The sequence below is a fragment of the Nocardia jejuensis NBRC 103114 genome, from assembly GCF_001613145.1.
GTDB classification, from domain to species: domain Bacteria; phylum Actinomycetota; class Actinomycetes; order Mycobacteriales; family Mycobacteriaceae; genus Nocardia; species Nocardia jejuensis.
This window is the reverse complement of sequence record NZ_BDBU01000028.1, coordinates 23,464-44,378: the sequence shown is the minus strand read 5'-3', so window position 1 is coordinate 44,378 and position 20,915 is coordinate 23,464. Positions and strand designations below refer to the sequence as shown.

The following is a 20,915-nucleotide window of genomic DNA, read 5'->3' as shown; positions in this document are numbered from 1 at the left end:
CGACGTGGTCGATTGCGGCCCAGGTCGATCAGGCCGGGAGCCGGAGGTCGAGCACGCTCAACTCGGGCGATGCGATGGTCACCGGCCGGGCCGTATCGGCCGATCACGCCACGGGGTTCGCGGCGGTGATCGGGTCGGAGATTGCTGCCGAGATCCGTAGCAGGTCCTCGATATCCGCGAGATACAGTGCGGCGTCGATGGATTCGGCGAGCACACGCGCTTCCCTGAGCAATGCCCGCCGCTGTTCGTTCACGGCGGACACCCGGGCCAGATCGATCAGCGCCGGGATCAGTTCGACCGGGGACTCGGCCGCGCGGAGTTGGACGACCGCGCGCGCCAGCAGGTCCGGATCCGTGCCGTCGGGTGCGGCCAGGGCCAGCGCGCGCATGGCCCGGCCGAGTGTGCCCGGGGTGTTCCAGCGCTGTGCCACAGCCAGTTCCGCGGCGGCCAGCTCGCGGGCGCGTTCGCGCTCGCCGAGTCGCACCAGTTCCATGGCGGCCGAACTGCGCCACGGGATGTGCGCGGGATTACTGATCCCGACGGAGGTCGATCGGCGACCGCACTCCAGGAAGTGGGCCAGGGCCTCGCGAGGCTCCGCGCGCGCGGAGCACAGCAGCGCGCGGACGTGGATGACGACCGTCGTCTCCCAGGTCTCCGGATTGGCTGCGTTCGTGCGGCGATCGAGCCACTTCCCGGCGTCGTCGAGGCGTCCGAGGCCGATCAGGGCATGCGCGTACTGGGCCACCAACGTGGTCGGCGGCGCGATGAACTCGTCATCGATGCCGCCGATCATCGGGGCGATGTCGCGCAGTGCGCGCCGGTACGAGCCCGAGCGCAGCAGCACCTCCGATCGGACGATGACACGGTAGGTGTCCAGCGCGCCGAAATGCTGGTCGCCGCCGCGCTCGCTCAATTGCAGTGCGGTGGTGAGTTCCCCGGCCCACATGGTGAGCTGCGCCAGCAGGCCGAGCAGTTGGCGGGGGAGTGGTTCGCCGTTGTGGAGGGCGCAATCGTCGGACAGGCGATCGAGCGCCGTGCGGGCGTCGATGTTCGCGCCGAAGGCGTCGTTCCAGGTGCGGATCGCGGTGGCGATGCGCGCGGTGGAGTCGTGGCCGGTACCGCCGGTGTCGGGCAGATCGGCGAGGAACGCTCGCCAGGTCGGCGGGGTGAGTGCGGCGATCATCCACGCGGATGCGCGAATCACGTTGGCGGCGGCCGGATTCCGGTCCTCGGTCTCGGCCAGCACCTCGCGCAGCAGCGCCATGGCGGCGGCCGCGTCCCGGCGGGTGCCGATCGTCCAGGCCAGCGGGATGAGCGCGCTCGGTGCGGCGCCCGCGGCTCGCTGATGACGCAGCGCCTCCTGCAGGCGCGCGCGGGCCGCGGCCGGATTGGTCCACAGTTCCAATTGGCCGAGACGAACCAGCAGCTCGTCGCGGTCCTCGGGAGCACAGATCCGCAGGGCCGCCTCGAGCCAGCGCGCCGCCTCCGCGATCTCGTTGTGGCGCAGGCATTCCTCGGCCGCGTCGATCAGGACCACCGTCCACTGCGCGAACTCGGGTCCGTCCAGGTCGCGCAGGTACTCGGCCACCTGCCGCACCGGGAAACCGGCCACGCGGGCACGCCCCGCGGCGGCCGTCCGGAAGGCGGATGCCTCGGCGGGTGGGCACAGCCATCGAATCGTGTTGGCGGACAGTGGATGCCGATACATCGGAGGGTCCGCGGTCAGCAGCACTCCCATGGTGGCGAGCAATTCGCAGCGATGACGCACCACGGCAACGGGTTCGCCGCACGCCGCGGCGAGAATGTTTGTTCCGGGCCGGAATTCGGCCAGCACCGCCAGTGCCCGCATCATCCGCGCACCCGCGGGCGAATACCTGTCGAGCTGCCGCTGGATGGACCGCGAGTAGCAACCCTCGGGTAGTCGATCGGGAACCCGGGTGCGGTCCGGAAGCGTTGCCAGGTCGGTGATCAGGGCGCCCGCCACCAACGGCACCGCACCGGTCGCCCGCAGGATGTCCTCCGCCAGCCCCGCCGGCGCCGCCACTCCCAGTCGTCGCCGGTACAGCCCTTCGATCGCGGCGATGCTCAACCCGCCGGTGCGCAGGACGGCCGCCGCGACCGGCTCCAACCGGCCGTGCAGATCCAGAACCTGCTGATCCCAGGACCTTTCGTCGAGAGTCAGCACGATCAGCACCCGCAGCTCGCGCAGGCGCGGCGCCACCGCCGCGAGCACCCGCGCCGACCTGTCGTCCATCAGCGTGGCGTCGTCGATCAGCAGCACCAGCGGCCGTTCCGCTGCCGCCCGTTCGAGCGCGGCGAACAGGCGATCCGCGCGGCCGGCCTGTGCGCCGCCGGCGGTTGTGAGGCGGGGGCCTTCGCGGTCCGGGGTGTCGAGATCTCCCGGATCCGTGGTGGTCGGTCGGCGCACGCCTGAGCTTTTCGGCTCTGCGGAGACCGGGTCGCTTCGAACATCGGCGTCCGCCGAGCCGGGGGTTTGCCCGGCGTGGTCGGCACACCCGTCTTCCGCGTTCGCGCTTCCGACACCTCGCACTGCGTTCGCGTGATCGACTCGGGCCGCGGACGGCGCGCCGAGGCGGTCGAGCAGCAGCCCGACCAGGTCCGCGTCGCCGGAGCGCGCGGTCAGGTCCACTCGCAGGGTGGGGGCGTGCTCGCGCGCAATCTCGTTGAGCAGCTGCGTTTTTCCGTACCCGGGGCGGCCGGTGACGACCACCATGCCGCCGACCCCGGTGGCGGCGCGCCGCACGCAGGCAGCGATGCGCGCCAGTTCGCTCTCGCGATCGAAGACGAGCGGAAGGGCCGAATCATCTTCCGGCACAAGTTCTTCGGCTCGGCTCGGCGCAGCGTACCGGCGCGGGTGCTCGGTGGTGTCGGTTCCGGTCAGGATCTGTTCCTGGAGGCGGCGCAGGTCCGCACCGGGCTCGACGCCGAGTTCCGCCACCAGCAGCCGCCGGATGTCGCGGTAGACCTCGAGCGCCTCCGCGCGACGGCCGCTGTCGGCCAGCGCTCGCATGAGAGCCGCCCGAGGGCGCTCGCGCAGTGGGTTCTCCGTGATCAGGCGGCGCAGGCGTTCGATCGCCTCGTCCGTGCGGCCGCAGCGCACCGCCGCGTCGAGACTGTCCTCGCTGACCGCGAGTCGTCGTTCCGACAACGCGGCCCGCTGGGCCTCGGCGAACGGTCCCGGGACACCGGCGAGTGGTTCCCCGGAGCACAGTGCCAGCGCCCGCGCGTACCGGTGTTCCGCGCGGGCCCAGTCGCCGGCCTGTCGTGCGCGGCCCGCCTCGGCCACGAACCGATCGAACAGACCCACATCGATCTGATCGTCGTCGATCTTCAATTGATAGCCGCCGTGCCCCGACAGCAGGACCGACGGCGGCGTGCGCGGCGTGCGGCCGGGCTCGAGCACTCGTCGCAGCGCGGAGATATGGGTCTGGATCACGCCGGTCCCGCTGGCGGGGAGCTCGTCCTCGTACAGCGCGTCCAGCAGCCCGGCTGCCGAGATCCACTGTCTCGGTCGCAGCGCCAGCGCGCACAGCACCGCCCGCCGCTGCGGCGGTCCCAACGGCAGCACCTGTCCGTCGCGACGCACCTCTACCCCGTCGAGCAGCACCACCTGCACTGCCCCAGGCTGAACCATCCGCTTTCCACACCCTCTCGCACCGGCTGGACCAGCGTAAGGGTCAGTTGTTGCCGACGATCATGATGGGGCTGTCCACCGCCAGCAGCAGGGATTGGCTGGTGGAACCGAAGACCCGGCTGGCGAAGCCGCCGCGCCCCCGGGTGCCGACGACGAGAAGCTGTGCGCCCCGGGACCATTCGAGCAGCGAATGCTCGGGGCTGTCCTGCACCGTCTCGCGCTGGATGCGCACGCCGGGGTAGCGCTCCTGCCACCCGGCCAGGCTTTCCGCGAGCACGTAGTCGTCCAGGGCGTCCATTTCGGGATCATCGGAGTCGGCCGAATCGGCTCCGCTCATGGCGTGCAGGGCGATCAGGTCGACGCCCCGGGCCGACGCCTCCTCGAGCGCAGTCTTGACCGCGGGTTCGCTCACCGCCGTGCCGTCCACGCCGACCACGACCGGGCGGGTGTGCATATCGGGCGGGAATCCGACGCCGTCGCGCACGATCACGAGCGGGCAGTGCGAACGGCGGGCCAGCATGGAACTGATCGAACCGAGAAGCGCGCGCCGCAGGGTGCCGCCGCCGCGCGCCCCGGCGACGAGCATGTGCGAGGAGTGGGTGCGGTCCAGCAGCGCGGGCGCGACCGCGCCGTGCGCGATCTCGGTGGTGATCTCGACCCCGGCGGCGGCCTTCGCGGCCTCCTGCTGGGCGGTGTCGAGCAGCCACTGCCCGGATTCCTCGAGCCGGGTGTAGTCGTCCTCGGTGAGCGCGGTGCCCAGACCCAGCCCGTGATCGGGGGTCAACTCCAGCACATGCAGCAGATGCAGCGGCCTGCCGTGCGTCGCGGCGGTGTGCGCCGCCCAGGCCACCGCCGAACCGGCGGATTCGTCCACGGCGACGACGACGGGCTCGCTGTTCGGCATGTCTTCTCCTGCTCTGGAAGCGGTACCTCGGTAGACGCTTACCCGAAAGAGCGGACTGTCGCTCAGCGATTCGATGTCCGAACAGCCGGTTTCGGTGACGCCGTCACCGACCCTACGTCGTCGCGGCATGCTCGCCGTGCCGCGGCCCGCGACGGCGGTGCGCCGCCGCCCGCCACCACGGTTCCCGGGAGCGCCGGAGTGAGTGTCCGTGCCCCGCCGAGTGGGTGTACGAAGCCTCGGCGGGGCCCGGCCCGGACCGCTGACCGGTCCGAGGATTCGGGGTGGCGGTCGGGAAAACCGCACGTCCCCATCCTGGATCCTCAACCTGTGTTGAGGTCAAGCCCGTCGAGCAATTGATCTGCGCGGCGCGATCGTCGCCGCGAAACACCCACGCCCGCCACGCCACCTTCCGCACCGCCGAGCCGGCGGCTCTGCTGTCGGGAGTGAACGGTGGCGTAGCGGGCTGGAAGGCCGCGTCGCGGACGGGGTCAGCGACGAGTCAGCGGTGCGTGCAGACCGAGATGCTCGCGCAGGGTGGTGCCGGTGTACTCGGTGCGGTACGAACCACGTTCCTGCAGTTCGGGAATCAGCAGATCGACGATGTCGTCCAGGCCCGTCGGCACCAGGTACGGGGTGATGTTGAAACCGTCGCTGGCGCCGTGGCGCACCCAGCGGGTCAGCTCGTCCGCGACCTGACCCGGCGTGCCCGCGAAACCGAAGCGGGCCGTGGTCTCGATGACGACCTGGCGCAGGGTGAGTCGCTTGGTCTCGGCCAGCTCCCGCCACTGCTTCACCACGGCCACCCGATCGTGGCCGTCCCGCTGCGCGCCCCGGGTTCCCGAAATCGCGGTGGTCTCGGGATCTTCCACCGGGAGCGGACCCTCGGGATCGAGATGTGAGAGGTCGCGGCCCCACACCTGCCCCGCGAGCGACAGTGCCGTGGCGCCGGTGATCTGGTGCTCCAGCAGCCAGCGCTTCTTCTCCTCGACCTCGGATTCCCTGTCGGCCAGCACGATCTGGGTGCCGGGCAGGATCCGGATGTCATCGGCGGGCCGGCCGGCGGTGACCAGGCGGGCGCGGATGTCGTCCGCGAACTCGCGCGCCGCGTCGAAGTGAGTTCCGAAGGGCGAGAAGATGACCTCGGCGGAGGAGGCCGCGAAATCACGACCCGCGGGGGAGGCGCCGGCTTGGAAGATCACCGGATGGCCCTGTGCGCTGCGGGGCAGCGTGGGCCGGATGGCGACGCGGAAATGCTCGGTCTCGCGCTCGATGGTCCGCACCGCGCCCGGAGTCAGCCAGGAGGAACTCTGCCGTGATTCGGCAATGGCGTTGTCGGACCAGGAATCCCAGATCTCGCGGGCGATCCCCAGGAACTCGGCCGCGCGGTCGTAGCGGTGGGCGTGATCGAGGAATCCACCGCGCCGGAAGTTCTCACCCGTCCACGCGTTGTCGGTGGTGACGACATTCCATCCGGCGCGGCCGTCGGAGAGCACATCCAGCCCGGCCAGCCGGCGCGCCAGATCGGCGGGCTCGTTGTAGGTGGTGTTCTGGGTGGCCACCAATCCGATTCGATCGGTGATCCCCGCCAGCGCGGCCAACTGCGCGATGGCATCGGGGCGGCCCGCTATATCCGTGTCGAGCAGTTGCCCGTCCTGCTCGCGCAGGCGCAGACCCTCACCCAGGAAGAACGCGTCGAACAGCCCGCGCTCGGCCGTGGTCGCGACCTGCCGGAAGGTCTCGAAATCGATCTGCGACCCGCTGCTCGGATGGGACCAGACGGTGTGGTGGTTGACGCCCTGGAAGAAGACCCCGAAATGCACCTGGGCGGCGGGGAACGGAACCTCGGTCATCGGTTGACCTCCTTGGCATAGCGGTTGGCGGGCCGGGCGAGGCCGAGGTTCGCGCGCAGCGTCGAACCCGGAACCGGGCGATGGGCGATACCCGCGCGCAACAGCGCGGGCAGAACGAGACGGGCGAGGACGGGCAGGTCCTCGTCGATGACCGCGAGATGCAGGCGGACTCCGTCGGCGTGCCCGGCCAGTTCGGTGACCAGAGCGACGAGCTCCGCGGCCGATCCCGAGAAACTCAGGCGAGCAATCGATTCGGCGCCGGACTCGGCGGACTCCGCGTCCGCGACGGCGGGGGGAGCGCTCGCCCCCGTGTCGATCGCACGCCGCCCGAGATCCGAAAGACGTTCGGCAGCGGTGGATCCCGGCGTGTCCACCGCGATCGCCACGTCGACGACCACCCTGGCCACTCCGGCCGCGCGGGCCCGGCGTACCGCCTCCAGCGCGTCCGGGACCGTCGCGCCGCTCACCAGAGCGACATCGACATGTGCGGAATCGGTGGCACCGTAACCGAACACGACGACCTGGCCCTGCGGGGGCCTGGGCACGATGGCGGGGCCCTTGACCGAGTAGGTCTCGCCGATGAAGTCGGCGTAGTGCAGCCGCTCCCGATTCAGGAATCTGCCCGCGGCGTAGTCCCGGACGACCGCGTCGTCCTCCCACGAGTCCCAGAGCCGCCGTGCGACCTCGATGGAATCCGCACGCTCCCTGCGCAATTCGGTTTCGCTGACGCGCGGTGCCGCACCCCAGGCGCGTGCGGCCCCGGGCTCGTGCGCCGCGACCCATCCCGCCCGTCCACGCGAGGAGTAGTCCAGCGTCGCCAGTTGTGAGGAGATGTGGAAGGGCTCCGCGTAGGTGGTCGCCACCACCGGAACCAGTCCGATCGTGCTGGTCGTGGCCGCCACGAACGACGCGCGCGTGGTGGCGTCGATGCGCCCGCCGGTGCCGGGCGGCTCGATGCCGTCGTCGAAGGTCGCGAAGGTGAAACCCGCGTTCTCCGCGGCCTTCACCCGCTCCCGCACCGTCCGCCCGGTCAGTAATCGACCGGGCTCGTGCCCGGCCCGCTGCCACGCGGCGGGGTGAAAACCCTCCCCGTCGAGCTCGATCCCCAACGCGAACGACCCCGCCCGGTATCCACTCTCACTACCCATAGTTTGACGATCGTCGAACCAGCTCCCCGTCGCCACGATTGCCGTCACCGTGATCCGAACCCTGGTGTTCCAGGGCCGATCGCGGTGACTCGGCTCACCCGAACGCCGCGGGCGGCGGTCCGCGCGTCGCGCTTGTAGGCTCTTGTTGTGTCAGAACAGTTTCGCGTACAGCGAGCGATAGCCGCTACCCCGGCCGAGATCTTCGCGGTGCTGACCGACCCACAGGGCCACGTCGCCATCGACAGTTCCGGAATGCTGATGGCGGCCAGCGGCGACAAGGTCGCCGCTGCCGGTGACACCTTCGTGGTGCACATGGACCGAGAGGCGCTCAACGATTACCCCCTCGGCCTGTACGACGTGACCGTCGAGATCGTCACCTTCGAGCAGGACCGCGAGATCGCCTGGACCGTCCGCGGCCGAGTCGAACCGGGCCACGTCTACGGCTACCGCCTGGAGCCGATCGACTCGGGCACCCTAGCCACCTCGTACTACGACTGGTCCGGGGTCCCCCAGAAATTCAAGGAAGCCGAGATCTTCCCGGTGATCCCCGAAAGCGCCCTCCGCGCAACCCTCGGCATCCTCGCCCGCACCGTCGCCCCCGGCAAACCCCGCCCGGAACTACCCGCCTGACACCGAACCGCCATGCCCTCCGCCGATGGCGCACCCATCCGAATGCGGATGCGGAACACCGTACTTCGCGGCGCGCGCCGACCCTCCTGATGCTCACCCTCCTGGGCTGATCCGGGTGCGGTCGGTGAATTCTGCACGGCGACAGTCGGTTTCGTCGGGGTTCCATTTCGTCTGAATTCGGATCAGGTGCGGCACCTGTACCTGAGCCGTGATGGTGGGCAGTCTTGGAGCCGGTTCGTCATTCCACGAGCTTCCGTGTTGTGACCGGTGCTTCGGCCGGTCGAGGTCGTTCACAGGTAACTCCCAGCTGGCTTGGAGTATTGGGCCAGTTCAGGGGCCTAGGCTCCGGCAGTCGAGCTGCGGAGACGGGACCTAGTGGGAAAGGGCGGGCATGACTTCCATGACCGGTGTTGCTGGCGGTGCGGTACCCGGGGGCGGGGGCGCTGATACCGGGGCCAGCGGGGCAGGGCCCCGGTGGGCCGGGAGCGGCGGGGCCGGTTGGGCGCGGCTGGTTTTCGGGGCGGCCGGGCGGCCCCGGTGGGAGCAGCCGGGGCTGATCGCGCTGCTGGTGGTGACCGCCGGTGTGTATGTGTGGGGGCTCGGGGGTGCGGGGTGGACCAACGAGTACTACGCGGCGGCGGTGCAGTCGGGGACGCAGAGTTGGAAGGCGCTGCTGTTCGGATCGCTGGATCCGCAGAACGCGATCACCGTGGACAAGCCGCCGGCGTCCATGTGGGTGATGGGGTTGTCGGGCCGGATCTTCGGGTTCAACTCGTGGTCGATGCTCGTGCCCGAGGCGCTCATGGGCGTGGCGGCGGTGGCCCTGCTCGCGGTGACGGTGCGGCGGTGGGCCGGGCCCGCCGCCGGATTGATCGCGGGCGCGGTGCTGGCGGTGACGCCGGTGGCGGCCATGATGTTCCGCTACGACAACCCCGACGCGCTGCTGACCCTGCTGCTGGTCGCGGCCGCGTACTGCACCGCGCGATCGGTCGATGCGTCAGGGCCGCACTGGTTCTCCGCGAGCACCGGCTGGCTGGCCGGCGCGGGCGTGCTCATGGGGCTCGGCTTCCTCGCCAAGATGATGCAGGCATTCCTGGTGCTGCCGGGGCTAGCGCTGGTGGTCCTCGTCGCGGGACCGGGCGGAGTGCTCTCGCGCATAACGAAATTGGCGACGGCCGGGGCCGCGCTGGTGGTATCGGCCGGATGGTACGTGGCGCTGGTCGAGTTGTGGCCCAGCGGTTCTCGGCCCTTCATCGGCGGATCGACCGATAACAGCCTGTGGGAATTGGCGGTCGACTACAACGGGCTCGGCCGGATCCTCGGCAATCAGGGCGGCGGACATCCCGCGGGCCCTGCGGTGCAGGGTGGTTCTCACAACCCCGGGGGCGGTCAGTCAGCAGGCAGCGCAAGCGGTGGCAATTCACCGAGTGGCGGTCAACCTTCCGACGGTAGCCAGTTTCCCGGCAGTGATCAGATCTCGGGTGGCGGTCACCTGGCGGGCGGGCAGCTCCCGGGCGGCGGACAGGGGCCGAGTGCGAACCAGGTGCCGGACGCCGGGCAGGCGCACGGCCAATTCCAAGGTGGTTTCGGTGGTTTCGGGTCGAAGCCGGGAATCACGCGGCTGTTCACCGGTGAGCTCGCGACCGAGTTCTCGTGGCTGCTGCCTGTCGCGCTCATCGCGCTGATCGCGGGACTGTGGTTGACCCGCCGGGCCCCGCGTACGGACCGGGTTCGCGCCGGACTGGTGATGTGGGGCGGGTGGCTGCTGGTCAGCGCCGCGGTGCTCAGTTACATGAGCCGCAGTTTCCACTCGTACTACTCGATCATGTTGGCTCCGGCGATCGGCGCGCTGGCCGGTATCGGCATCACCCAGCTGTTGCAGCGCCGGGAACATCTCGCGGCCCGAATCACCTTGGCGGTGATGGCGATCGCGGCCGGGGGATGGACCTTCGTGCTGCTGCACCGGACTCCCGACTGGCTGCCCTCGCTGCGGTGGGCGATTCTCGCGCTCGCCGTCGTGGCCGCCGCGCTGGTGCTGATCCTGCCCCAGTTCCGGCGCTACGGACTCGTGATCGGTCTCGTCGCACTGCTTTCCGGCCTGCTCGGCCCGACCGCGTATGCCGTGGAGACGGTCGCCTCGCCGCACTCCGGTGGCAGTCCCGTCGCGGGCCCGGCTCGGGCCACGCACTTCGGGAATCGTTCCGGTGATTCGGACGCCGCGCTCGACGACCTGATCACCGCCGCCGACACCCGCTGGGCCGCGGCGGCGGTCGGAGCATCGGACGTGAGCTCCATCGAATTGCGCACCGGCGCGGCACTATTGGCGGTCGGCGGTTTCAGCGGCCGGGACGAAGCCCCCACCCTCGAGCAGTTCCAGCAGTACGTCGCCGATCACGAGATCACCTACTACCTGGTCCGTCAGCGCACCCAGAACCAGCCGAACCGGGGACCGGGCGGCGCCGGAGCCGGTTCGGCGGACCCCTCTGCCGCCGAGCCCGGCGCCGGTGACCCGGCCGCCGACGAGCCCCCGGCCCAGCAGAGCGCGGGCGGCGGCTACGGCCGCTCCGGATCGGAGGAGTCCACCTCGGCCCACATCACCGCCTGGGTCAAGGCCAACTTCCCCGAGACCACGATGGGCACCGTCGAGGTGTACCGGCTCAACGGGTAGCGCACGATCGTCGCCGCGAACCCCTCGCTCTGTACGAGCCGAGGGGACCGCGGCGACCGGTGCGCCGGCACCGTGGACGCGGTGACAACGACTCGACCTCCCGGCGGGTTTCGCACCGGATGCGCGTCGAAGGTGGATCAGCGTCGAACTCAGCCGACCGGCTCGACCCGGGCCGGAACGTGCTTGTGCCAGGGCGTTCCGGCGATCGGATCCCGCCAGGTGAGATCGGTGAGCTCGTTCGCCGCGACTCCCACCCGGGTCGAGTTCTCGTCCAGCCCATAGCCGTTGGGCAGGGAGACGTGCCCCGACTGCATGCGGTCGCTGACCTCCACCAGGGCCTCCGCGGTGCCGGTGGCGGTGACGATCCGCGCCGATCCGCCGGGCGTGAGACCGAGGCGCTGCGCGTCGGACGGATTCATGCGCAGCGCACCGCCCGGATCCCGGGTGCGCCAGGACGGATCCCGGATGATCGTATTGGCGCTGAAGGAGCGCCGCTCACCGGCCGCGAGCACGAACGGGAACTCCGAACTGGTATGCACCGCAGGGGTTTGCGGAAGATCCGCGAGCACCGCGAGCAGCTCCGGGATCGCCAGCGGTATCCGGCGATCGGCATGCGTCAGGTAGTTCCAGGCGTCCTCGTACTCATCGGCGGTGAACACCACGCCGGAGCGCGCGGCCAGGATCGCGTCGAACAGCGCGTCGGCGCTGCGATGCCCCGCCCGGCGCATGGCCGCCGGGTACTCGCGCGACACCCGCTGCGCCAGCGCCCACAGCACCGCCGCCGAGCGCGCTCCGAACGGCAGTGTGGGACCGAGGGTTTCGTAGAGCAGGAAGGGCGCGATCCCGAAGATCTTCTTGTCCCGTGCCGCCAGCGCCGCGAAGGTCAGCGCATAGGCCCGTCTGCCCAGCTTCGCCGCGACCTTCAACGCGGTGAGAGTGACGGGCGAGGCGACCCGCAGCTCCCGCAGCAGACGCGCGTAGATCTCCGGTTCCGGCAGGGTGCCCGGCAGCGGATCGAGCACCGGAGCCCGCAGGTGGAAGGTGTTGCGCGGGAACTCCAGATTGAAGAAGGTGGCCTCCCACTTCTCGAACTGGCTGGCCGCGGGCAGGACGTAGTCGGCGAGTCGGGCGGTCTCGGTGAGGGCGACATCGATGACCACCACCGTGTCCAGCGCCTCGAGCGCCTTCTGGAACGTCCCCGAATCAGCCAGCGAATGCGCCGGATTGGAGGATTCGACGACCATGGCGCGGAAGCGTTTCGGATGATCGGTGAGGATCTCCTCGGCGATCACATTGCACGGCACCATCCCGCCCAGCAGCGGCGCGCCCGTCACGGGTGACTCCCGGATCTTCAAGCTGTAGCTGGCCAGCGGCGTCATCCAGGAATGCGGCTGCATGGCACCGGGTTTGGCGAAGTTCCCGGTCAGCAACCACAGCAGTTTGTTCAAGTACGACACCAGCGTGCTGTTCGGTCCCTGCTGCACGCCCAGGTCCTCATAGGTGGAAAGGCTTGCCGCACCGGCGATCACCCGTGCGGTGCGACGCAACAGCTCCTCCTCGACGCCGCAGATCGCGGCATAGCCCGGCACGTCCACGGTGGCCAAGGTGGCCAGCACCGGCGCGCTGTCGTGCGTGTGATCCGCCAGGAACTCGTGATCCACCAGATCCTCGGCGACGATGATCCCCAGCAGCGCGGTCAGGCACCACGCATCGGTGCCGGGCCGCACCTGCAGGTGGATATCGGCGAGGTCCGCCGTCTCGGTGCGCACCGGATCCAGCACGATCATCGTGCGCGCCGGATCGGTGGAGATCTGCTTGAGCACCGTGCGCGCTCGAGGAACCCCGTGCGACTGATACGGATTCTTGCCGATGAACACCGAAACCTCGGCGTGCTCGAAGTCGCCCGTGGTGTGCCCGCCGGTCAGATGCGCGTCCACCCAGCCCTCGCCGGTCTTCTCCTGCGCGAGCGCGGTGGACCGGTAGCGGCCGCCGAGCGCGCGCATGAGCGCACCCGAATACGCGCCGCCCAGGTGATTGCCCTGTCCGCCGCCGCCGTAGAAGAAGATGGATTCGCCACCGTAGCTGTCGCGCACCGAACGCAGCCGGGCGGCGATCTCGGAAATTGCTGTGTCCCAGCTAATTTCGGTGAAGGAACCGTCGGGCTCACGCCGCAGCGGTGCGGTCAGCCGGGTGCCGCCGTTCTGGTAGTGATCCAGGCGCAGCGCCTTGTTGCAGGTGTACCCCTCGGACGCCGCGTGCTCCTTGTCGCCGCGGATCTTGGCGAAGCGCCGATCGTCGAGCTGGATGCGGATGCCGCAGTTGTTCTCGCACAGGATGCATGCGGTGGAGTGCCACTCCGGGTCATTTCCTTCGCCCATGAAGCATGACGGTATCACGATCGGTCTACTTCGGCTCGAAATCTCGGAACGTTGCGAAAACGGCCCGGAAAGCGACCAGTTCGGTAGGGGATTGTCCGATCGAATGCGATGGGCGGGGTCGGCCGTGGAAAGTTACAGTGGCGAGCGACGTCGAGGGCGGACGGTGAGGAGTTCGGCGATGGCCGAGGTTCGGGCGCAAGTGGGGGTGCTGGGCCCGGTGCAGCTCACCATCGACGGGGTGGAACAGCAGCTGGGCGGACCCAAGCAGCGTGCTGTGCTGGCCTACCTCACCATCAATGCCAACCGGCCGGTGTCGGTCGATGCGCTGGCGACCGCGGTCTGGGAGGAGAACCAGCCCCCGGATGTGCGGGTCAGCCTGCACGCCATCGTCTCCAACCTGCGCAAACCGCTGCGCGACGGCGGGATCGACGCGCGAACGGTGCTGCAGCACATGGGCACCGGGTATCGGATCGTGGTGGACGACGCGGCCTGTGATGTCGTTCGATTCCGATCCCGGCGGGAGAACGGCTTGCGGGCGCTGGCCGCCGGGCGGTTCGGTGCGGCCGCCGCGGCGCTCTCGGATTCGCTGGCGCAGTGGCGCGGCCCGGTGCTGTCGGATCTGCGGGGGCTCGGCTTCGCCGACGCGTACGCCGTCGCGCTCGACGACGAACGGATCGGCGTCATCGAGGCGCGTGCGGAGGCGGAGATCGCCCAGGGGCACGCGGATGTCGTCATCCCGGAGCTGGCTCTGCTGGTGCGGGACCATCCGCTGCGGGAATCGTTGTGGGAGCAGCTGATCACCGCTCTGTACATGGCCGGGCGGCAGTCCGATGCGCTGGAGTCCGCGCGCCGGCTGCGCGCCATTCTCGCCGACGAACTCGGCATCGACCCCGGGCATCGCATCCGCGATCTCGAGGCCAAGATTCTGCGCCAGGATCCGCTGACCGCGCAGTCGATCGGCGCCGCCTCGGCGACCCGGGCCAACACCATCATCGACCGCAGCTGGCACGTACCGCAGGCCGTACTGCGGGACCGGGCCGGGAACGTGTATCCGATCATGGGCACCGCGACCCGGATCGGCCGGCTCTCGGACAACGACATCGCCCTGCCGGACGGACGGGTGAGCCGTCATCACGCGATGGTGGTGGACAACGGACTCGCGTACGTGCTCAAGGACCTGATGTCCTCCAACGGCGTGTACGTGAACGGGAGGCGGGTGATGGACAGCGTCGTGCTGTCCGATGGCGCGGTGGTGCGGATCGGAGACACCGAGTTGACCTTCACGCTGATCCATAAGGGACGTGAATAGAACAAGTTCTAGACATATGGCTCTATTTGTCTTACGGTCGAACCATGAGTTCAACGGCGTCTCATGCGGTCGGCTTCGAGCTTCGCTCCGGGGAAACCTGGAAGAACCCCTGGCCCATGTATTCCGCACTGCGCGATCACGATCCGGTGCACCGGGCCGTCCCCGAGGGGCGCGAGTCCGACGATTTCTACGTCCTGTCCCGGCATGCGGACGTGTACGCGGCCGCCCGGGATCCGGAAACCTTCTCCTCGGCGTCCGGGCTGACGGTCGACTACATCGGGCTCGAGGCCGCGGGTGTCGGCACGCACCGGCCCTTCGTGTTCATGGATCCGCCCGAGCACACCGATTTCCGGCGTCGCGTATCGCCGGGATTCACACCGCGCCAAGTGAATTCGGTGGAGCCCGCGGTGCGGGAGTTCATCGTCGAGCGCATCGAGCGGCTGCGTGCGGACGGCGGGGGAGATATCGTCGCCGAACTGTTCAAGCCGCTGCCGACCATGGTGGTGGCGCACTATCTCGGTGTGCCGGAACAGGATCGGGGCAAGTTCGACACCTGGACCGAGGCCATCGTGGGCGGCGCGGTCGCCGGAGCCGGACTCGCCTCCGGATCGCAGGACGCGCTCTCGGCGGTCGGCGAGCTGGTCGGCTACTTCTCCGAACTGATCGCCCGCCGCCGCACCGAACCCGGCGACGACACCATCTCGCACCTGCTGGCCTCCGGCATCGGCGCGGAGGGCGACAATGACGGCCTGGTCGCCATGCTCGGCTTCGCCTTCACCATGATCACCGGCGGAAACGACACCACCACCGGCAATCTCGGCGGCGCGGTGCAACTGCTGACCGCGAATCCCGAGCAGCGTCGCATTCTGGTCGAGGACCCGTCGCTCATCGGCGACGCCGTCGAGGAGTTCCTGCGGATGACCTCACCGGTGCAGGGCTTGGCGCGCACCACGACCCGCGATGTCGAACTGCACGACACCACCATTCCCGAGGGCCGCCGCGTCCTGCTGCTCTACGGCTCGGCCAACCGCGACGAACGCGAGTTCGGCCCCACCGCCGCCGAACTCGACGTGAGGCGCAATCCCAAGCGCATCATGACCTTCAGTCACGGCCACCACCACTGCCTGGGCGCCGCCGCCGCCCGCATGCAGGCCCGGGTCGCGCTCGAGGAACTGCTCGCCCGCTGCCCCGACTTCACCGTCGACCTCGACAATGTGCGCTGGTCACACGGCAACTACGTGCGCTGGCCTGCGTCGGTTCCGTTCTCCGCCACGGCGTGAGTCCCCGCCCGCGTGGACGGTGCCGATGCCGAAGATGGCACAGTACGGGGGCCGGTCCACCGGAGCCGGAGGCGGGTTCGGCAAGGATCGGCGCAGGTGAAAGGACAAGGCATGAGCCGCGATTGGTTGTCGGACGATCGGGCCGATCTGGCCGCCGAGCGGATTCTCGACGCCGCCGCGCAGCTCTTCGCGGAACGCGGTGTGACCTCGGTCGGGATGGGCGACATCGCCAAGGCCGCCGGGTGCTCGCGGGCCACCCTCTACCGGTATTTCGACAACCGGCAGGCTGTGCGCCTGGCCTTCGTGCATCGCGAAACCCGCCGCATCGCCGCCCGCATCGACGACCGCGTGCTCGGGATCGAGGACCCCGGTGAGCGCATCGTCGCCGCCATGACCTTCGCGGTGGCCGAGGTCCGCGCCGACCCCATGCTGATCGCCTGGTTCCGCCCCGGTGAAGCCGGACCGGCCGGGCGGATCAGTCAGGACTCCGATGTCATCGAATCCATCGCGGGCGGCCTGTTCACCCCGACGGGCCTCACCGACCCCGAACGCAGCCGCCTGGCGCGCTGGCTCACCCGCATCATCGTCTCGCTGCTCGCCGCCCCCGGCCGCGACGAGGCCGACGAACGCGCCATGCTCGAGGATTTCGTGGCCCCCGTGATCACCCGCGCTTTCGCGTGATCCCCGCGCAGCGGTCCGTCTCCCGCCGGGAGAGGGCCCACTGACGTCGGCGCGCGGCGGCTGACCGGTGTCCTTGTGACCGGAATCGCGTCGGTGGTGGCCGTGGCGCGGGGCAATCGCGGCTGGGACACAATGGCCTGCATGTCATCCGTTCCCGTGCCGGCCACGTTCACGACTGTGCATCCGCTGTCGGACAGTCAGCGGGAGCGGCGTGAGCGGTTGATCGGGGCGGCTCGGGAGCTGGCCGCCGAGGGGGGATACGCGGCGGTCACGATGCACGCGGTGGCCGATCGAGCCACGCTGGCACGGGCCACCGTGTACCGCTATTTCGGCAGCAAGGATCAGTTGCTGACGGCGGTCGGGGCGGAATGGGCGCGGGAAGTGACCGCGGCGCATCACGATATCGGCGCGGCGGGCCGGTCCGCGGATGCGAAAGGACCGGCGGAACGGGTCGCCGGGGTGCTGGCGGCGATCATCGAGCGGACCGCGGCGGAATTGCCGCTGTGCACGGCGGTGGTGACCGCGGTCATCTCCGGAGATCGCACGGCCGATGCCGAGCGCAGCGGGCTGTACGCGCTGTGGATGGGGCAGTTCGACGAATTCATCGGAGACGCGGTGCCTTCCGAGGAACGCGCCGAAATCGACTACCTGCTGGGGCAATTGCTGCTGGCCGGGTTCACCAGCATGTGCATGCTCGCGCAGCCCAAGGACCATGTGCGGGACATGCTCACCGGGGCTGCGCGCCGTCTCCTGCCCTAGCGATCCGGTCTCGCGATCGCGGGCCGCTCATCCGGACTATCGGCCCGGCGATATCCGGTGCGGTGGCCGTAGAGGGCTGGTGTCAGAGCCGCCGCGAAATCGGCGACGGCCTCGCGAGCCGGTTTCATGGGCATGGCATGGAAGACGTGCCACAGGCCCCGGTATTCGCGATGACGCAGTGGCGCACCGGATTTGGCGGCCAGTGCGGCGAGGCGGCGGGCGTCCCCGGCGAGGAGGTCGTCGCCCGCCGAGTGCAGCACGATCGGTGGCAGGCCGGTGATATCGCGATACAGCGGCGACAGGGCCCGCCGCCGGGATTCGGGTACACCCGGTAGATACGCGTCCATGAATTGCACCATCAGATCCGGAGTGAGCAGGGGCTCACGGCTCGGATCGCAGTGGAAGGCTTCGGAATCCGCGGAATAGTCCAGCACCGGGCAGATCAGACCCAGAATGGCCGGTGCTGGCAGTCCCTCGTCCCGCAGCCGCAGCGCCAGGTCCAGAGTGAGGGTTCCGCCCGCCGAATCACCGGCTACCGCAATCCGTTCCGGGGGAATGCCCTGTGCGAGCAGCGCGCGGTAGGCCGCCATCGTGTCATCGACGGCGGCCGGATGTGGATGCTCAGGCGCCAGCCGGTAGTCCAGCGCGTACACCGTGGTCCGCATGGCCGCGGCGATGGCCCCGGTGAGCGTCCGCACCATCTGCGGGGCGCCGATCACGAAGCCGCTGCCGTGCAGGTACAGCACCGCGGCATCGGCCGGAGCCCCACGTGGAGTGAGGATTTCGGAGGGCACACCACCGAGCTGCCCGGTGGTCGCGGTGACCTCGCCGGGCGCGCGCGAGAACCGGGTCCCCGCCACCGCCCGCGCCCGAACCCGCGGCCAGTCCGGAGCCGGGCCGAACCACCAGCGGCCGATCAGCCGGGAACCCGATCGCAATGCGGAGATCAGCACGGTACTCACTTCCGGCTCATGACACGAGGATCCAGCTGATAGTCGACGGAATCCGGGGTGCGGCGAATCAGCTTCTCGTACCGGCTCGGACTCCACGGCCACAGCTCCGGGAGCCCGTCCTTCCCCAGATACCAGCTCTGGCAGCCGGTGGTCCACACGGTGCCGGGCGCGGCGGCCCGCATGCGCGCGTTGTATCGATCGGTGGCCGCGCGGGTCGGTGCGACGGTCGCGAATTCGCCTGCCTGCCAGCGCTCGAGCCAGCCGACGATGCGAGAGGACTGCGCCTCCGCGACGGCGGTGAGCGGGTGGTTGGCGAACGGGCTGTGCGGTCCGACCAGCATGAACAGATTCGGGAAGTCCGGCAGCATGACGCCCTCGAAGGCGCGCGGTCCGTTCGCCCACTCCTGGTTCAGGGTGCGGCCCCCGGCTCCGGTCACGGGCATGGGGCGCATGTAGGCGTGCGAGTCGAAACCCGTTGCCAGCACCAGGATATCGAGTTCGTGCAGAACTCCGTCGGCGGTGACGACGCCGTCCGGTCGGACCTTGTCGATCCCGTCGGTGACCAGTTCCACATCCGGTCGCTGCACCGCGGTGTAGAAGCGGTCCGACACCACCAGCCGCTTGCACATGGCCTGATAGTCCGGTGTCAGCTTGCGCCGCAGCTCGGGATCCTCGACCGACCGCAGGTTTCGCGCCACCACCCATTGAATGAGGCTGCGGATCCTTCCCTGATGCACCAGTCCCTGCGAGAACGCCGCGAAGAAGCCACGATTGACCTGATAGGCGAGCCGGCTCAGGGCGGGAACGCGCCGGTAGAGGCGCTTGGTGAGCGCACGGTAGGGCTTGTTGACCGTCGGCAGGATCCACTGCGGAGTCCGTTGGAACATCACGACCTTCGGCACCTGGCCGGCCAGCGCGCTCACCAGCTGGGTCCCGGTCGATCCGGTGCCGATCACGCCGACCCGCTTGCCGGTCAGGTCCACCTCGTGATCCCAGCGGGCCGAATGCATGACGGGTCCGGCGAAATCGTCCAGTCCCGCGATGTCGGGCCGATTCGGATGATGCAGGAATCCCGTTGCGAAAATGACGAAGTCGAAGCGTTCCACCGCGCCGGTGGAGGTGGTGACTAGCCAGCCCTCGTCCCGGAAGTCCGCGCCGATGACCTCGGTGCCGAACTCGGTGCGCCGGTCCAGGCCGTGCCCGCGCGCCACCCCGGCGAGGTATCCCTGGATCTCGGGGCCGGTCGAATACAGCTGCGTCCATTCGGGATTCATGGCGAAGGTGAATTGGTAGTAGCGCGAGGGCACGTCGCACACCAGGCCCGGATACGTATTGTCCCGCCAGGTTCCGCCGTAGTCCGCGGCCTTCTCGTACAGGGTGAAGTCGGTGAATCCGGCTCGCTGCAGTGCGACGCCCATGCCGATCCCGGAGATTCCAGCGCCCACGATGGCTATCCGCGGTTGGTTCATGGGACGGCAGCCTAGACTCGAGTCTCACCTCTTGTGAACGCTTCGGCGAATATCGTTAGACATTCCGTCATTCGATAGACACTGTGTAAAGTGAATGTTACGTTGTGCGCCGAATCACACGCGCGAGCCGAGGAAGAACAATGCGAGCACTCCAGTGGACCGGCCCCGAAACCGTGGCGGTCAACGAGATTCCGGTTCCCGACATCGGGCCCGGTGACCTGCTCATCAAGGTCGGCGCGGCCGGAATCTGCCACTCGGACCTGACGCTGGTCAACTTCCCGTACAAGATTCGCGAGGATCCGCTCACGCTCGGGCACGAGGTGGCGGGCACCATCGCCGCCGTCGGTGCGGATGTCGTCGGCCGCGAGGTCGGCGAGCGCGGCGTGGTGTATCTGTTCTGGACCTGCGGCATCTGTCGCGAATGCGTGAGCGGCAACGAAAACGTCTGTCTCGCAGCGGGCCGCGTCGCCATGCCGCCCTGCCCCGGGCTCACCGAAGAGGGCGGGATGGCGGAGTACGTGCGCATTCCCGCGAGCACCTTCGTGCCGATCGGCGATCTCGACTTCCTGCAGGCCGCGCCGGTCGCGGATGCCGCGCTCACCGCGTATCACGCCATTCGGGGCGCGAAGGAGGCGCTGCGGCCCGGCGGCACCGCTCTCGCGATCGGCATCGGCGGGCTCGGGCATGTGGCCGTGCAGATTCTGCGCGCCATCTCCGGCGTGCGGGTCATCGCGGTCGACATCGCGCAGGAGAAGCTCGACCTCGCCGCGGAGTGCGGCGCGGATCTGGGCATCCTGTCCGGCGATGACACCGCGCAGCAGCTGCTGGATCTGACCGGCGGGCGCGGCGTGGACGCCGTGTTCGACTTCGTCGGCGTGGACGCCACCGCCAAACTGGCCGTCGAGACAGTCGCGCCGAACGGCGCCTACCGCATGGTCGGAATCGGCGGCGGCGTACCGGAAATCACGGCCGGACCGGCCGGTGGACCCGCCTGGCCGTGGGGCGCGACGGTGCGAAAGTCCTTGGGCGGCACCCGAAGTGACCTGTACGCCTGCGTGGCTCTCGCGCAGGCCGGGAAGCTGCACATGGAGATCGAGCGGTTCGACCTCGAGGACGGCCCGGAAGCGTTGCAGCGCTTGGACAAAGGTCAGATTCGCGGCCGAGCGGTCCTCGTGCCCTGACGGTGCGGCAAGGGGCAGGCCGTGCAGCGGGGATTCCGGCTGCACGGCCC

General features: G+C 69.4%; 14 protein-coding genes. 7 read left to right on the top strand and 7 right to left on the bottom strand.

Features of this window, described 5'->3' with window-relative positions:
* Window positions 1-103 precede the first annotated feature (103 nt).
* From NJ1_RS22940 to NJ1_RS22925, 4 genes are all read right to left on the bottom strand, one after another.
* Complete coding sequence (locus NJ1_RS22940; RefSeq protein WP_084478643.1) at window positions 104-3,655, bottom strand: AfsR/SARP family transcriptional regulator; 3,552 nt, start codon at window positions 3,653-3,655, stop codon at window positions 104-106.
* 43 nt (window positions 3,656-3,698) lie between these two features.
* Window positions 3,699-4,559 (bottom strand): universal stress protein, encoded by an 861-nt coding sequence (locus NJ1_RS22935; RefSeq protein WP_067697794.1) that lies wholly within the window; start codon window positions 4,557-4,559, stop codon window positions 3,699-3,701.
* Window positions 4,560-5,047: 488 nt separating this feature from the next.
* Window positions 5,048-6,409: an NtaA/DmoA family FMN-dependent monooxygenase gene (locus NJ1_RS22930; protein WP_067697792.1), complete on the bottom strand. Its 1,362-nt coding sequence runs from the start codon at window positions 6,407-6,409 to the stop codon at window positions 5,048-5,050.
* Entirely contained in the window at window positions 6,406-7,557 is a 1,152-nt protein-coding gene (locus tag NJ1_RS22925; protein ID WP_067697789.1) for an LLM class oxidoreductase, read from the bottom strand. Before NJ1_RS22925 ends, NJ1_RS22930 begins: the two co-directional genes overlap by 4 nt.
* A 147-nt stretch (window positions 7,558-7,704) precedes the next feature.
* Here NJ1_RS22925 and NJ1_RS22920 point away from each other — a divergent pair, with 147 nt between their 5' ends.
* Together NJ1_RS22920 and NJ1_RS40240 are read left to right on the top strand one after the other, a co-directional pair.
* Window positions 7,705-8,187, top strand: a complete 483-nt coding sequence (locus NJ1_RS22920; protein ID WP_067697787.1) for an SRPBCC family protein — start codon at window positions 7,705-7,707, stop codon at window positions 8,185-8,187.
* A gap of 391 nt (window positions 8,188-8,578) precedes the next feature.
* Window positions 8,579-10,855, top strand: a complete 2,277-nt coding sequence (locus NJ1_RS40240) for a glycosyltransferase family 39 protein (RefSeq protein ID WP_245717533.1) — start codon at window positions 8,579-8,581, stop codon at window positions 10,853-10,855.
* A gap of 149 nt (window positions 10,856-11,004) precedes the next feature.
* On the opposite strand, the gene NJ1_RS22910 is transcribed toward NJ1_RS40240, so the two are convergent.
* Entirely contained in the window at window positions 11,005-13,233 is a 2,229-nt protein-coding gene (locus tag NJ1_RS22910) for a molybdopterin-dependent oxidoreductase (RefSeq protein ID WP_067697785.1), read from the bottom strand.
* 178 nt (window positions 13,234-13,411) lie between these two features.
* Here NJ1_RS22910 and NJ1_RS22905 point away from each other — a divergent pair, with 178 nt between their 5' ends.
* The 4 genes from NJ1_RS22905 to NJ1_RS22890 all read left to right on the top strand — a co-directional run bounded on the left by NJ1_RS22905 (window position 13,412) and on the right by NJ1_RS22890 (window position 17,262).
* Window positions 13,412-14,542: a BTAD domain-containing putative transcriptional regulator gene (locus NJ1_RS22905; RefSeq protein WP_067697783.1), complete on the top strand. Its 1,131-nt coding sequence runs from the start codon at window positions 13,412-13,414 to the stop codon at window positions 14,540-14,542.
* 44 nt (window positions 14,543-14,586) lie between these two features.
* Window positions 14,587-15,822, top strand: coding sequence for a cytochrome P450 (locus NJ1_RS22900; RefSeq protein ID WP_067697781.1), 1,236 nt, complete (start codon window positions 14,587-14,589; stop codon window positions 15,820-15,822).
* A gap of 111 nt (window positions 15,823-15,933) precedes the next feature.
* Window positions 15,934-16,503 carry a TetR/AcrR family transcriptional regulator gene (locus NJ1_RS22895; protein ID WP_067697779.1) on the top strand — a complete coding sequence of 190 codons (570 nt, stop codon included), beginning with the start codon at window positions 15,934-15,936 and terminating at the stop codon, window positions 16,501-16,503.
* A 141-nt stretch (window positions 16,504-16,644) separates the two neighbouring features.
* Window positions 16,645-17,262, top strand: a complete 618-nt coding sequence (locus tag NJ1_RS22890; RefSeq protein WP_067697998.1) for a TetR/AcrR family transcriptional regulator — start codon at window positions 16,645-16,647, stop codon at window positions 17,260-17,262.
* On the opposite strand, the gene NJ1_RS22885 is transcribed toward NJ1_RS22890, so the two are convergent.
* Window positions 17,259-18,224, bottom strand: coding sequence for an alpha/beta hydrolase (locus tag NJ1_RS22885; protein ID WP_067697777.1), 966 nt, complete (start codon window positions 18,222-18,224; stop codon window positions 17,259-17,261). The genes NJ1_RS22890 and NJ1_RS22885 overlap by 4 nt on opposite strands.
* Window positions 18,221-19,684 carry a flavin-containing monooxygenase gene (locus NJ1_RS22880; RefSeq protein WP_067697775.1) on the bottom strand — a complete coding sequence of 488 codons (1,464 nt, stop codon included), beginning with the start codon at window positions 19,682-19,684 and terminating at the stop codon, window positions 18,221-18,223. Before NJ1_RS22880 ends, NJ1_RS22885 begins: the two co-directional genes overlap by 4 nt.
* A gap of 140 nt (window positions 19,685-19,824) precedes the next feature.
* On the opposite strand from NJ1_RS22880, the gene NJ1_RS22875 reads away from it, so the two are divergent.
* Window positions 19,825-20,865: an NAD(P)-dependent alcohol dehydrogenase gene (locus NJ1_RS22875; protein ID WP_067697773.1), complete on the top strand. Its 1,041-nt coding sequence runs from the start codon at window positions 19,825-19,827 to the stop codon at window positions 20,863-20,865.
* The last annotated feature ends 50 nt before the right edge of the window (window positions 20,866-20,915 follow it).

What these genes read in the sequence shown, in the direction of transcription:
- NJ1_RS22940 (WP_084478643.1), bottom strand. Translation starts at nt 3,655, where the DNA reads ATGGTTCAGCCTGGGGCAGTGCAGGTGGTGCTGCTCGACGGGGTAGAG.
- NJ1_RS22935 (WP_067697794.1), bottom strand. Translation starts at nt 4,559, where the DNA reads ATGCCGAACAGCGAGCCCGTCGTCGTCGCCGTGGACGAATCCGCCGGT.
- NJ1_RS22930 (WP_067697792.1), bottom strand. Translation starts at nt 6,409, where the DNA reads ATGACCGAGGTTCCGTTCCCCGCCGCCCAGGTGCATTTCGGGGTCTTC.
- NJ1_RS22925 (WP_067697789.1), bottom strand. Translation starts at nt 7,557, where the DNA reads ATGGGTAGTGAGAGTGGATACCGGGCGGGGTCGTTCGCGTTGGGGATC.
- NJ1_RS40240 (WP_245717533.1), top strand. Translation starts at nt 8,579, where the DNA reads ATGACTTCCATGACCGGTGTTGCTGGCGGTGCGGTACCCGGGGGCGGG.
- NJ1_RS22910 (WP_067697785.1), bottom strand. Translation starts at nt 13,233, where the DNA reads ATGGGCGAAGGAAATGACCCGGAGTGGCACTCCACCGCATGCATCCTG.
- NJ1_RS22905 (WP_067697783.1), top strand. Translation starts at nt 13,412, where the DNA reads ATGGCCGAGGTTCGGGCGCAAGTGGGGGTGCTGGGCCCGGTGCAGCTC.
- NJ1_RS22900 (WP_067697781.1), top strand. Translation starts at nt 14,587, where the DNA reads ATGAGTTCAACGGCGTCTCATGCGGTCGGCTTCGAGCTTCGCTCCGGG.
- NJ1_RS22895 (WP_067697779.1), top strand. Translation starts at nt 15,934, where the DNA reads ATGAGCCGCGATTGGTTGTCGGACGATCGGGCCGATCTGGCCGCCGAG.
- NJ1_RS22890 (WP_067697998.1), top strand. Translation starts at nt 16,645, where the DNA reads ATGTCATCCGTTCCCGTGCCGGCCACGTTCACGACTGTGCATCCGCTG.
- NJ1_RS22880 (WP_067697775.1), bottom strand. Translation starts at nt 19,684, where the DNA reads ATGAACCAACCGCGGATAGCCATCGTGGGCGCTGGAATCTCCGGGATC.
- NJ1_RS22875 (WP_067697773.1), top strand. Translation starts at nt 19,825, where the DNA reads ATGCGAGCACTCCAGTGGACCGGCCCCGAAACCGTGGCGGTCAACGAG.